This window comes from Sorangium sp. So ce281, from assembly GCF_051527395.1.
Taxonomy (GTDB): Bacteria; Myxococcota_A; Polyangia; order Polyangiales; family Polyangiaceae; genus Sorangium; species Sorangium cellulosum_B.
This window is the reverse complement of the sequence record NZ_CP150322.1, coordinates 6806026-6818971: the sequence shown is the minus strand read 5'-3', so window position 1 is coordinate 6818971 and position 12946 is coordinate 6806026. Positions and strand designations below refer to the sequence as shown.

Sequence of the window (12946 nt, the reverse complement as noted above, 5' to 3'; positions counted from 1 at the left end):
CCATTCTTCAGCGTCCCCCTGGCTCAGAATCGTCCAGCGATGGCCAGCCCGCCGCCCTGCGGGGACTGGGATAACCCGAGCGTTATCCGCGCCTCTTCCGAGCTGCGGTCGAGGCGCACCGTGCGTGGCAGGTTGACGACGACCCCGGCGATGCCCACGGCCGCGACCAGCCCACCTGCGACATAGCTGCCCCAGGCGAGCTCTTGCTGCAGTTGACCCGTCCGTAGCCGCTGCGACGGAGAAACGGCCTCGGCGTCGTGGCACCCCAGCGGACAGTCCCTGGCCAGCTGGTCGTCGAATCCCTCGATGTTGGAGCGCGCGCCCCAGTAGTGAAGGGCGCCTCCGGCCACGGTGATCCCCACTCCGGCGGCCACGACGGCCCACGGCTGCCAGGCCTTCCAGTAGCGTTCGCTCCCCGTGAGCTCCTCCTCCGTGAACAGGCGGAGTCGAACCTCGACGGTCGCGCTGGAGTAGACCGGCAGCGATCGCGTGACGGTCCGAAACCCGCGCTTGCCGGCGACGAGCTGGTGCTCGCCGACGAGCACGAGCGCCCGCGCCGTCCCCGGGCCGGTGAGGACGAGCTTGCCGTCGAGCTTGACCTCCACGCCCGCCTGGGCGCAGCTCAGCTCGACCTCGCCGATCTGTCTCCTCAGCAGTTGCTGGTAGTTCTGCGCCTGCTTGTACTGCTCCGCATCGAGCGGCGCAGCGCCGTGACGAAGCGACTGGGTGATCGTCCGATAGGCTTCGATCGGCTGGTCGAGCTTGATGAGCGCGATCGCGAGGTTGTACTGGATGGCCGGGTGGGGCCAGCGCTCGATCGCCTGCCGGTACTTGGCCGCGGCCGTGGCGAACCCGAGGTTGTCGAGATAGTCATTGCCCTCGGCGAACAGCTCCTGCGCGCGACGTTGATCCTCCGCGGACACGCCGCTCGCCCACGGCCTCGCGTCGGGGTCGGCGGCCGGCGGCGCCGATGCCTGCGGCGGTGGTGGTGGAGGTTCGTTCGCGTCCTGTTCGGAGGACGGCTGAGCGATGGCCGGCGAAGCCAGCGTGGCGACCATGACCAACGTCAGCGTCAGCGAGGCCGGAAATCGACTCCCTTGTGACATGCGTTGACTCCCCGGGACTACCTTCCCGAACGGTGCGGCGAACAGCGGAGGCGCTGGCCGTCACCGGAACAATTCACGATAACGCAGAGCGCCCGCGGACGGCAACTCGGAATCATCGCCCGCGCTCTCGGCGAGGGGCAGCCGCCCGAACGTGGGTCCGCAACGGTGGTCGAGCTCGTCTGGACGGACTTTGAAAAGGATGACCCCACGACGCTGGCCGCGCACCTTTCATGTGGAACGTCTCTCGGCAAATGACGGCACCATTCGCACCCGGGGGGAGCGTCGGGCACGTCTCCTCGACGGGCGGACCCCGCCACGGAGGAGACAAGTTCGGGGCCACGGCGCGCACCCGTCCCGGAGCTCCGTGGAGCACGAGCGGCGGCCCGGGATCCAGCGGCGTCAGCGCGCAGGTCGGCAGGGGGCGGATGGATCGAACGGATCGATCCCTTGGATCGAACGATCGACGCTCACGCCCGCAGCCCCCGTGACGTCCTCCGTGCGCCCGTGCGCACCGGCGTCTGTCGGAGCCGATCCTCTACCTCGCTGGACAGGAAGGAGCGCTCATCATGAAGAATCATGCGCTGTTGTGCGAGGACGGGAATGCGGAGCGCATCGTCGTCGGCGAGGAGGGGCAAACATCCCGCAGACGAGCTCGAGCTTCGTGTGCAATCGAATCCCGCCTGATGCTTATTTCGCCTCGCGCGGCATCCGAGGTTCGCGAGGTTCGCGAGGTTCGCGTGTCCTGAGCCGCAACCGAAGCGCGCGCCGTGGCTCCGTATCGTCGGCGGCACCTCCACGCTCGCCGAGAGGACGCCGTGATGATCACGAGAAAGCGCACGGGCGCAGCGCTCCTCGTGAACGCGCGCGGCATTTCGCGCGCGTTCTCCTGCTCCCTCTTGCGCTCCACCCCCGGGCTCGCCCGAGCGATGCCGCACGGCGGCGCTCGTGGTACCCTCCGCGAAGGCATGTCAAGGCATGTCAACCATCGAGCCCACGGCCCGCCCGCCGCGCCTCGCGAACGGGTGCGGGCGCACGTCTACAGCCGCCCGCCCGAGCCGGTGTACTTCCCGGAGAGCGAAGAAGTGCTTGAGACGAACCGCCACCTGGAGCTCCGCACGGCGCTGTACCTGATCCTCAAGCGCGAACTCGCGCGGGTGGCGACCCTCGGGTCGGACCAGTTCGTCTACTGGGACCCGACGACGCCGAAGAAGCGCCTCGCCCCCCGACGCCTTCGTCCGGCTGGGCGTGCCTCACCGGACCTTCCGCAGCTGGAAGACGTGGCTTCACGGGGCGCCCGACCTCGCGGTCGAGATCGTGAGCGAGTCGGACGAGGGCGAGCCCGACTGGGACGAGAAGCTCGTGCGCTATCGCGCGTCGGGCATCCGCGAGGTCGTGCGCTTCCATCCCGACGATCGGGAGCGATCGATCCGCGTCTGGGACGCGCACGACGGCGATCTCGTGGAACGGGCGTCCGACGACCCGGAGCTCCGGGCGTGCGAGGCGCTGGGGTTCTGGTGGACCGTGGTGGACGACCCGTCGGTCGGCCCGATGCTCCGGCTGGCGCGCGACCGCGAAGGCCACGATCTGCTGCCGACCCCGGAAGAGGCCGAGGCCAAGGCGCGCGAGGCGAACGACAAGCTGCAGGCCGAGGTGGAGGCGCTGCGGGCGGAGCTCGCGCTGGCCAAGGGGAAGCGGCGGACGCGGCGACGCTCCCCGGGATGAGGCGCCCGCTTGGCCGGGGGTGGTCGAGCACCGTCCCGGCAGCGCGCTGAGCGCCGCCGGAGGCGGTGAACCACGCGCCGGCTACGTCGTGGGCCACGCCGCAGGTGGCCAACCGCCTTCGCCGGCGCCGCCGGGCTCGTCGCCCTCCTCTCGTCCTCGATGAGCGCGCCCTCGGCGAGCTCACCCGCGTCGCACGGCTCGGCCCTCGAACACCCTTCCTCCGTGGCGATCACGCCCGGTCCGGGCCCGCGGCGATAGGAGCTTATCCCTCTCGCCACTGACGAGGAGCGCGCCCCGTCGCGTGCGCGGCCCTGTTTCTCACTTTGTGCAGATCGCCAGCTCACTTTGCGCATCGCTTGTGTAACAGACCCTCTTCGCAGCCGGGGAGCCCCCGCTAGAGGCGCCTCCCGCCCGCCCGCAGCCCGCTGAGAGATCCTCGGTTTCCCCGAGGATCTCGCCGTTTTTCCCATCTCACGCACCTCGGACGCTCCGCGACCAGGGCCCGCGGCGGCCCCTGGTACGGCACGTGCGATATCCCCCTGGCGAACGGACGACGCCGCTCTCACGAGGGTTCCGGCGAGCGCTCACGAGGAGCCCCTCCTCGAGGACAATCGCCGACGGCCAGCGTGGGTCCTGATTGCCACTCATGATCTCATGATCGGCAGTCCGGCCAGCGAGCGGATCGCCCGCGGAAATCCCTGCAACAGCGGCCCTCCGGCCGCTCGATGGAGAGGTGCGATCATGGCTCGTCACATCCTGAAGTCTCTTGGTCTGTCCTCGCTCTTCCTCGCTGGCCTCCTCTCGATGCTGTCCACGACCGCGTGTGTCGCGTCGAGCGACGACAGCCCCTGTGGGCTCGGCGCTGGGGCCTGCAGCGAGCACGGCGAGGGCGCGCCCATCGAGGACGATGAGGAGGGCGCGGACGAGAGCGCGGACGAGGAGGCGCCCGCAGGCGAGGAGGACGCCCCGAGCGTGAAGGCGCCCTCGGTCACGCCTCAGATGATGTGCCAGCCGTTCTGCGGTCGCATCTGACGCGCAGGGCGAGGAGGCCGGTACGCGCGCGCCGCCGCGCTCAGAGGGACAGCTGCGATCGCAGCCACGTCGCGCAGGTTCGCTCCCACTGCTCCGACGGCGCGCGCGTCTCCAGCGACGCGCGCGCCGCGGCGTGCTTGCCGGCCATCCGGTAGGCGAGCGCGCGGTGGAACGCCTCCGTGAACGAGCCTGGGGCGCCCACCTTCCCGAGCCAGCCCACGGCGGCGTCGGGATCCGTCCACAGGTACGCGCCGGCCACCGCGGTGGCCACGTACGGGTTCTTCGCCGCGCCCTCCTGGAACTGCCGCTCCAGCACGGCGAGGCGCTGCTCCAGCCGGGCGTTGCCCGGCTCCCCCTTCTGGCGCGCGATGCGCAGGAGCCCCCGGATCGAGGTGGCCTCGAACGGCCTGTCGGCCTTCGCCCCGGTGTCGGCGGCGAGCTCCTCCGAGAGCTCCCGCCGCGCCTCGTCCAGCCGATCCTGGCGCAGCAGGACCGCGGCGCGGAGCAGGTGGGCGCCCGGCTCGGGCAAGACGCCCATCCGCCGCGTGATGCCGCGCGCTCCGAGCGCCCGCTGCTCCTCCTCGAAGGCGAGGAGCCGGAGCGACACCCGATCTGCGACCTCCCACCTGTCCTCTTGCATGGCGAGCATGATGCGATGTCGCAGGACCCTGCCCGACAGGCTGCGATCCAGCTCGATCGCCTGCTCGGCGACCTGATCGACAAGGTCGCTCTGGCACGTGTCGTCGTAGAGCCGCGCGAACACGAGGAGCACGTCCGCCGACCCGGGATCGGCGTGGCGCGCGGCCTCGCAGGCGTCGAGCGCGGCCTCGTTGTCAGCGTCCGTCGCGTGGTCCTGGGCCTGGCGCTTCACCTGGAGGACGCGGCAGCGCATGACCAGCGCCTGCGCGTCGTCCGGCGCGCGCGAGAGGGCGCGATCCAGGTCGCCGAGCGCCGACGCGTACAGCGAGGGCTCGTCCTGCGCGTAGGCGTGCAACGACCGGAGATAGGCCCGCTCCGCGAGCGCCGGCACGTAGCCGGGATCGGCGGCGAGCGCCTCGTCGAGCAGGCGCTTGCCCTCCGCGTGGTGCTGCGGGCGCGGCGCGGGGCCGATCAGCTTGTAGTACTGGAGCAGCCTCGCCCTGGCCGTGGCGTCGCTCGTCCCGCGGACGGCGCGATCCTGGCGGTGATGGTCCCGCCACAGGAGCCGGACCTCGTCGATGGCGCGGCTCCGCAGCGCCTCGAGCAGCCGCGGCATCTCGCCCGGGTCGCCGTCGATCTCGATGGGCTCGTCCGCGACCGGGCCGTCGGTCGCCCGGAGCTGCGCCGAGAGGCGGAGGCTCGCCCCCACGCGCTGGAGGGTGCCCGTGAGGACCCAGGTCGCGCTCTGCCGCATCGCCTCGGCCGCCGGATTGCCGGGCGGCGCCGAGCCGAGCGCGCGCACCTGCGGCATGGTGCGGAGCCCGCCGAGGATCGCCTCCGCGGCTCCCTGGCCGAGCCCGTCCCACGTGGGGTCGTCGGTCAGGTTGTCGAAGCGCATCACCACGATGGAGGGGCGGGGGTCCTCGGGAGGGGCCGAGCGCGCGGCCTGCGCTTGCTCCTCGGGCGGGGCGACATCGAGGGAGGCCGCCTGCCCGCCGCCGGTGCCGCGCCAGGCGACGGCCGCGAGCCCGATCGCCGACGCCGCCGCGAGGGCCGCGCTCCACCGCCACCTGCGGGGCGGCAGCGACGTGTGGCCGCCGGGGGGCGCCGCGCTCGCCGCCGGCGGCAACGGGACGCCTGGCGTCGTCGCGTCCAGCGTGGTCGACAGCGACGCCCGGCCGTCCGGAAGCGTCGGGGCGATCGCGCCTGCAGGCATCGACGGGCCGCGGCGCGGCATCACCTCGCCCGCCGCCGTGGTCCTGCCGTTCGCCTCGTCCAGAGCGGCGATGACCGCCGCGAGCGCGGCCTCGAAGCCGACGGCCGAGGGGAAGCGCTCTTCCGGGCGCTTGGCCATGGCGCGCGCGAGCAACGCATCCAGCGCGCAGACGGCGCTCGCCGGCAGCGCCGGCACCTCGAGGCGCTGCGGTGGATCTTGCAGGATGGCGCTCGCGATCACCAGGGGCGCGCCGCTGCCGAAGGGGGAGCGACCGGTGAGCAGCTCGAAGCCGAGGATGCCGAGCGAGAAGACGTCGCTGGCCGGGCTGAGGGGCTCGCCGCGCAGCTGCTCCGGAGCCATGTACGCGGGCGTGCCGGCGATGCTGTCGACGGTCGACGCCTGGGCGAGCGCGCCCCGCGCGAGGCCGAAATCCGCGACGATCGCCCGCCCGTCGCGCCGCACCAGCACGTTCTCCGGCTTGAGATCGCGGTGGATGATCTCCTGCTCGTGCACCGCGGCGAGCCCGCTCGCCACCTCGTGCAGGAGCGAGAGCGCCCGCCTCGGATCGGGGGGGCGTTCCAGGAGGACGGCCCGCAGCGTCTGGCCCTCGACGAGCTCCATGGTCAGGAAGCGCAGCCCGTCGGCCTCGCCCAGGTCGAAGACGCGGCAGACATTGGGATGGGAGATCCTGCGCGCGAGCTTCAGCTCACGGTGGAAGCGCGCCACCATGATCGGCGCGCTCGACCGATCGGCGAGGAGGACCTTGACGGCGACCTCCTCTTCCAACGCGCGATCGAGGGCGCGCCACACGGAGCCCATGCCGCCCACGCCGAGCCGAGAGAGGATCTCGTACCGGCCGGCGATGACGTGCCCAGGGCCGAGGTCGGCGCCGAGGCAGGCGCGCAGGACGGGGGGCGCGAGGGGGGAAGTCGACGCGTTGAAGACCCGCGGCGCGTCGGGCGCCGTCGGGATGTCTGGCGAGTCGTGCTGCGTCATGCTCGACAACGCAGACTACCCGAAAAGTGACCTGGACCGGCAATCGTCGCGCTCCGCGGCGTGAGGCGCTGCGGACCGGGCGAGGCGGGGGAAGAAAAGAAGAGGAGAGGTGGGGTGAGCTGATGAACCTGGATCCATCGCGCCCGTGAGCGTGAACCGTGTCCGGCCGGGGGCTGATCGGCCGTCGTCGCTGTATCGGTGCGCGGTCCGTGGGGTGGTGAGCGGGGGGCGACCTTGCCGCGCGCGGCGATGCGCGCGGACCGGGGGCGCTCGGCGGGAAGAGCGGTGCTGGAGGATCAGAAGGTGCCGCCGACGGCGAGCCCCGGGGTGTCCGGCCGCCCTGCGAACTGGTGGGTGGGGGCGACGAAGAGGCTCCCTCGCTGCTCGTTCGAAGGGCTCTTGTTCAGCGCCCCGCGCGATCCCGCGTTCGTCGCGATGCCCCAGAGCATGATCGGGAGGCCGATGCCCATCGGGAGAAAGACGCCCGTGCAGAAGGCCGCACCCTCGGTCTCGCACTTCGGGAGCCCCACCGCGAGGTTGAGGGCGCCGTACGCGGTGACGATGCCGCCGAGCACACCGGCGGTCGAGCCGGGATGATCGATGTCCGCGATGTCGCTGCGCGGGATGGTCTCCTGTCCGCCCAAAGGCGTCTCGACGTACACGTCGTAGCGGTCGCCGCCGACGATCTTGGCCTCGACCGAGGGGCCGCTGGCGCGCGTGATGGTGGCGGTGGTGCTGCAGCCAGTCAGGAACACGAGCCCGAGCATCGACAGCTTGATCGTCATGGACAACTCCTTCGGTTGAGGGGCGGTTGAACGGGTGGCCATCCGAGCGCCTCTCTGCGGCGCTCTCCGCGAGAGGACCCTTTCAACGGTTCTGCAGGAGCGATTCAGCAATCCCCGGGCCAGCGCGCTCGGAGGCCCGAGAAGGCCCGACGGCGGCGCCGGGCTGGCGCGAGGATGGATCGAGCGGATCAGCCTGCTTGATCAAACGATCAACTCCGGTATCCTGCGCGATGTCGGCCTTCGTGTTCCATGGGCCGGGCGCCGCTCGACGCCCGCGCCAGGTTCGGCCCGGACCTCTCGTGGCATGCGCGGTGCCTGGGGCCGCCGCAGCGCGCGCCGGGAGCGGCGTCGCGCCGGACAGAAGGGAATCCATGCGCAAGAACGACTTGATCTGGGGTTTGCTGCTGCTGACAGCCTGTACCGCGCCCTGGCAGCAGTCCTCCGGCGATCACGGCGGAGGCGGCGCCGACGCGTCGAGCGCCGGGAGCGGCGAGCCCTCGGGAACCACGGCGAGCGGGCCGGCCACCGTCGCCGGCACGGGCGCGGGTACCGGCGGAGAGGGCGTGGGTGGGAATGGCGGCGTGAGCGTGGGTGGTCATGGCGGCGCGGGCGGCGACGGCGGCGCGGGCGGCGACGGCGGCGACGGCGGCGCGGGCGGCGACGGCGGTGAGGGCGGTGAGGGCGCGGGAGGTGTGATCGGCAGGCGCACGTACACGACCGATCCTGGCTACTTCGACGTCGTGCTGGACACCGAACGAGACAGGGTGTTCTTGAGCTACGGCGGCGATGGGCGGGTGAACGTGGTGGACCTTGCGTCCGGGGTCGTGACCGCGGTCCCCACCGGGTGGCGCGCCGAGTTCATGCATTTCGACCCCATCCTCGATCAGGTGATCGTCTCGCTGCCGACCGACGATCATTCACCGTACTGGTGGGACGACGAGCAGGAAGGCTACGTCGCCGCGATCGACGCCGTGACGCTCGCGGCGCCAGCGCCGGTCTGGATCCCCCTCGATCCGTGGCAGGTCGTGTCGGACGGGACAGGTTACGTGCATGTGGCGGGCGGCTCGGGGCAGTGGACCTCCGTGGCCTCGGTCGACGTCGCCACGGGGTGGTACACGCTCTCCGGGACCATCCGCCATAACACCAACATCAAGCTCCATCCGAGCCGGGACCGCTTCTACGGGGCGGATACCGATGTCTCGCCGAGCGACATCGAGCGGTGGAACCTCGCGGACGGGGCGGCCAGACCGGCCTACGACAGCCCGTACCACGGCACCTACCCGATGTGCGGCGATCTCCGGATCCACCCCGCCGGGACCACGATCTACACACGGTGCGGCCATATCTTCCTTGCGAGCAACTCGAGTCCGTCGGACATGACGTGGGTCGCCGACATGGGGCTCTCCTGGAGCGATCTCGCCTTCGGCCCGGGCGGCGAGCTGGCCTACATGCTCGCGGGGACCGCGCCAGTGCTTCACGTGTACAACACCGAGACGCTCGAGCCCGAGGCGACCCACTCCATGGATGCGGCCGCGCAACGCCTCCTGGCCGGGCCCGAGTACCTCGTCCTGGTCCGGAACATCCTCGGCGGCAGCCCGCACACGGAGATCGAGGTCGTCCCGTTCGACGAGCTCTGAGATCGACCCGGCGGAAGTGATCGTTCGATCGAGCCGATCGATCGTTCGATCCATCGCCCGACCCGCTGGACGCCGCCGCGCGGGGCCGAAAGCCCAGCGCGGCGGCGAGCGCCGGCGCACGCGGTCTGCTGCGAAGCCCTGCGAGCGCACGGCGGACGCCGGCGGCTACCCCCCGGGCCCTTCCGCCGCGAAGACCGGCGCGTCCGCGATGGCATGGCCGTTGCGATGACGGATGGCCGACTGGCCGACTGGCCGACTGACCGACTGGACGACTGGACGACTGACCGACTGACCGACTGACCACACGCCGACGCGCGACGCTCACGCGCCTGTCGGCAGCAGCCGCGGCGCACAGCGCGACCGCCGGCATCGACCGCCGCACGCAGGCTGACAGCGATGACGATCCCGCCGCCTCGTCCCGGCGCGATCGACGTCGACGCCAGGCTGCGCCCCCCGCGCCGAGCGCGCAGAAGGATGGATGAACAGATGAAATTCAGGTGGTTTCCTCTCGGATTGGCGCTCTTGGTCTCCGCCGGAGCGACGACGACGATCGGCTGCACGTCGCCCGTGGGCTCGCATGACGAGCAGGCTGCCGGGATGGTCAGCCTCCCGCTCGTGACGTCGGCGGGAGGCGAGTTCCGCCTCCACAACGCCGTGTTCGCGATCCACTCGACGAACGGCGCCCACGCTGCCATCCTCGATTCCGAGGGCGATCCGGCTGCGGAGACGCTGACGGCGATGCTGTTCCAGGGGCCTTACACGGTTCGCCTGGCGGACGGCTGGGAGCTCGCCAAGATCGAGCCGGACGGCACGGAGTCTCCCATCTCCGCGGCCCTGCTCTCGCCGAATCCCCAGACGTTCGAGGTCAGCCCGTCCGCGACGACCGAACTCTCGTTCACGTTCACGACCGGACAGGGCGCCATCACCCTCGGCGATGGCTCGGTCGGCATCCGCTTCGATGTCGCCCCGAACGAGGATCGGGGGCAGTGCAACCTGGTCTCTTCCTATTATTACAACTACTGTCCGTCGGGGCAGACGTGTCTCCTCGCGGACTCGAGCGGCCGCACGTTCTGTGCGTCCCCTGGCGCGCTGCCGGTGGGCTCTCCGTGCACCTCGGACCAGTGCGTCGCGGGCGCCCAGTGCCTCAAGGTGGATCAGGCCAACCCGGACCAAGGCTCGTGCGTCAAGTTCTGCAGCGTGAGCGGCTCGGCGTTCGGCGTCAACTGCCTGAGCCTCGGTCTCCCGGACAGCGACATCGGCTTCGAGGGGCCCGCGCCCGAGGGGACGTGCGATCTCCTGACCCAGACGGGCTGCGCCGCGGGCGAAGCGTGCCAGTACACCGGCGGCAGCTTCGCGAGCTGCGGCCAGCCGGGCTCGACACCTCCGGACGGGGCCTGCTCCGGGGAGACCTGCGGGGCCGGATACCAGTGTTATGGCGGGACGTGCAGGAAGATCTGTGACGCGCGCACGTGGTATGTCGGCCAGCCGGGCTGCTACTCCTGCGAAAGCGTGGGGACCGGCAACGCCGGGCGCTGCTACAACTGACACGTATCGTCTTCTCGGCGCCGCGGCCGCGTCCGCTCAGCGACTGCCGACCGGCACGAGCGCGCACCGCGGGGCCCCTCGCCGCCGAGCGGCGACCAGCGGGGGATCGCTCGGCGCGGCCAGGCCAAGGTGAGCGCCAGCGCGCCCCTCCCCGGATCGTTGCGCCGCTCCGTCCTCGTGGGCGACAATGGCGCGGGCTCCGACGCCCGCGCCCATGCCCTACCTCGTCGTCCGTGAACCCGGCCAGGTGTCGTACACGCTCCCGCTCCGCGAAGGCCTCCGCCTCGGCAGGAGCGAGCAGAACGACGTCGTGCTCGACGATCACCAGGTCTCGCGCTTCCACGCCCGGTTCACCCGATCGGAGCAGGGCTGGCTCGTCGAGGATCTCGGGTCGACGCACGGCACGCTGGTCAACACCGTCAGGATCACGACCCACCTCCTCAACGTCGGCGACCGCATCCAGGCGGGCAACACCCTGCTCGCGTTCCGCGAGGACGGGGAGCCGGAGATGGTCCACCAGCAAGCCACGGCGGCCCTCGCGCCCCTGCGCCACGACAGCGACCGCCGCCTCGAGCTCGTCTACGAGCTGAGCCGCGCCGCCTTCGGCCTCGCGGACCGCGACGAGCTGCTCGGCAGGATGCTCCAGGCCATCCTCGACGCGCTCGGCTGCGAGCGCGCCCTGGTCGGCCTCGCAGAGCCGGGCGCGCGGGGCTTCCGCCGCGTCGCGCGGACGCGCGCGGGCGGTCCGGGGGCCGACGACATCGCCGTGAGCCGCACGCTCCTCGAGGCGGTCACGGTGCGGCGCGAGGGCGTCATCTTCCACAACACCGGGGAGCGCGGCGCCCCGAAGACCCTCGTGCGGGAGGGGATCCTGACGGCGATGGCGGTCCCGCTCCAGGCGGGCTCGCTCCTCCTCGGCTTCCTGTACGTCGATGCGCGGCAGCGGCCGGCGCTCTTCACGCCGCAGGATCTCGATTTTCTCCTGGCGCTCGGGCACCTGGCCGCGGCGGCGCTCGAGAGCGCGCAGCGCTACCGGCAGATGGAAGCGCTCGCCGAGGCGCTCGGGCCAGGCGGCCCGGCCAGCGAGCTGATCGGCGCGAGCGAGCCGATGCGACAGCTGAAGCTCGAGATCCAGAAGTACGGCGCGTCCACCGCCCACGTGCTCATCCAGGGCGAGAGCGGGACGGGGAAGGAGCTCGTCGCGCGCACGCTCCACAGCGTGTCCCCGCGCGCGGCGGGCCCGTTCGTGGCGCTGAACTGCGCCGCGATGCCGGAGTCGATGGTCGAGAGCGAGCTCTTCGGCCACGAGAAGGGCGCGTTCACGGGCGCCGTCGCGAAGAAGCGCGGCAAGTTCGTGCTGGCCGACGGCGGGACGCTGTTCCTCGACGAGATAGGCGATCTCGGCCTCGCCGCGCAGGCGAAGGTCCTCCGCGCGCTCCAGGAGGGGGAGATCCATCCGCTGGGCGCCGAGAGGCCGGTGCACGTCAGCGTGCGCGTCGTATCGGCCACGCACAAGGACCTCGCCGAGGAGATCGCCAACAAGCGGTTCCGCGAGGACCTCTACTACCGGCTCAACGTGGTCGAGCTGTCGGTGCCCCCGCTGCGCGAGCGCGGCGACGACATCGAGCTCCTGGCGCGGGCGCTGCTCCGGGCGGCGGCGTCGAGCATGGGCAAGCGGGAGATGGAGTTCACGCCGGCCGCCCTGGCGGCCTTGAAGGCGTACAGCTGGCCGGGCAACGTCCGGGAGCTCCGCAACGAGATGGAGCGGGCGGCCATCGACGCCGAGCTCCCGATCGTGGATCTGCACAACCTGAGCTCGCGGATCCGCAAGGGCCCCAGGGAGGCGCCGGTGGGGCGCGAAGGCATGTCCCTCGCCGAGCAGTTCGCGGCGCTCGATTCGACGGAGCGGCGGCTCATCGAGGAGGCGCTCAAGGCGGCGCGCGGCAACCTGTCCGAGGCGGCGCGGCTGCTCGGGATCACCCGGGTCATGATCAAGCGGCGCATCGACCGGTTCGGGCTCGGCTTCCGCGACGGGTGAGCCCGGCGGTCACTGGAGGTTCGGCGGCGTCCACGTCATCCACCGGCCGAGGTCGGCCTTCGCCCCGTCGCTCTCGAGCAAGTTGGTGTCGTCGGTGCCGCCCCCGACGAGGAACTTCTTCACATACGCCTCGAGGATCGCCCTCTGCTGCGCGGGGAACTGGCAGTGCTCATGGCCGCCGAGCTGTGAGTAAGCCATCCTGTCGGGCACGCCTAGAACATCGATCGCGT

The 12946-nt window shown here is 71.5% G+C and carries 8 protein-coding genes and 1 pseudogene; 5 read left to right on the top strand and 4 right to left on the bottom strand.

Features of this window, described 5'->3' with window-relative positions; all coding sequences use genetic code 11:
* Nucleotides 1-23 precede the first annotated feature (23 nt).
* A complete protein-coding gene (locus WMF27_RS25865; protein WP_437766211.1) occupies nt 24-1106 on the bottom strand; it encodes a hypothetical protein in 1083 nt (360 codons plus the stop codon).
* 1236 nt (nt 1107-2342) lie between these two features.
* Here WMF27_RS25865 and WMF27_RS25860 point away from each other — a divergent pair.
* Nucleotides 2343-2828 (top strand): annotated as a pseudogene (locus WMF27_RS25860) (Uma2 family endonuclease); the annotation flags it as partial.
* A gap of 741 nt (nt 2829-3569) precedes the next feature.
* Nucleotides 3570-3860, top strand: a complete 291-nt coding sequence (locus WMF27_RS25855) for a hypothetical protein (RefSeq protein WP_437766212.1) — start codon at nt 3570-3572, stop codon at nt 3858-3860.
* A gap of 40 nt (nt 3861-3900) precedes the next feature.
* Here WMF27_RS25855 and WMF27_RS25850 read toward each other — a convergent pair whose 3' ends face one another.
* Together WMF27_RS25850 and WMF27_RS25845 are read right to left on the bottom strand one after the other, a co-directional pair.
* Nucleotides 3901-6711, bottom strand: coding sequence for a protein kinase domain-containing protein (locus WMF27_RS25850; RefSeq protein ID WP_437766213.1), 2811 nt, complete (start codon nt 6709-6711; stop codon nt 3901-3903).
* A 296-nt stretch (nt 6712-7007) separates the two neighbouring features.
* Nucleotides 7008-7496, bottom strand: coding sequence for a hypothetical protein (locus WMF27_RS25845; protein ID WP_437766214.1), 489 nt, complete (start codon nt 7494-7496; stop codon nt 7008-7010).
* 371 nt (nt 7497-7867) lie between these two features.
* On the opposite strand from WMF27_RS25845, the gene WMF27_RS25840 reads away from it, so the two are divergent.
* The 3 genes from WMF27_RS25840 to WMF27_RS25830 all read left to right on the top strand — a co-directional run bounded on the left by WMF27_RS25840 (nt 7868) and on the right by WMF27_RS25830 (nt 12716).
* Nucleotides 7868-9133: a hypothetical protein gene (locus tag WMF27_RS25840; protein WP_437766215.1), complete on the top strand. Its 1266-nt coding sequence runs from the start codon at nt 7868-7870 to the stop codon at nt 9131-9133.
* A 486-nt stretch (nt 9134-9619) separates the two neighbouring features.
* On the top strand, nt 9620-10678 hold the full coding sequence (locus WMF27_RS25835) for a hypothetical protein (protein WP_437766216.1): 1059 nt from the start codon (nt 9620-9622) through the stop codon (nt 10676-10678).
* 214 nt (nt 10679-10892) lie between these two features.
* Nucleotides 10893-12716: a sigma 54-interacting transcriptional regulator gene (locus WMF27_RS25830; protein ID WP_437766217.1), complete on the top strand. Its 1824-nt coding sequence runs from the start codon at nt 10893-10895 to the stop codon at nt 12714-12716.
* 9 nt (nt 12717-12725) lie between these two features.
* Here WMF27_RS25830 and WMF27_RS25825 read toward each other — a convergent pair whose 3' ends face one another.
* A complete protein-coding gene (locus tag WMF27_RS25825) occupies nt 12726-12914 on the bottom strand; it encodes a hypothetical protein (protein WP_437766218.1) in 189 nt (62 codons plus the stop codon).
* Nucleotides 12915-12946 lie beyond the last annotated feature (32 nt).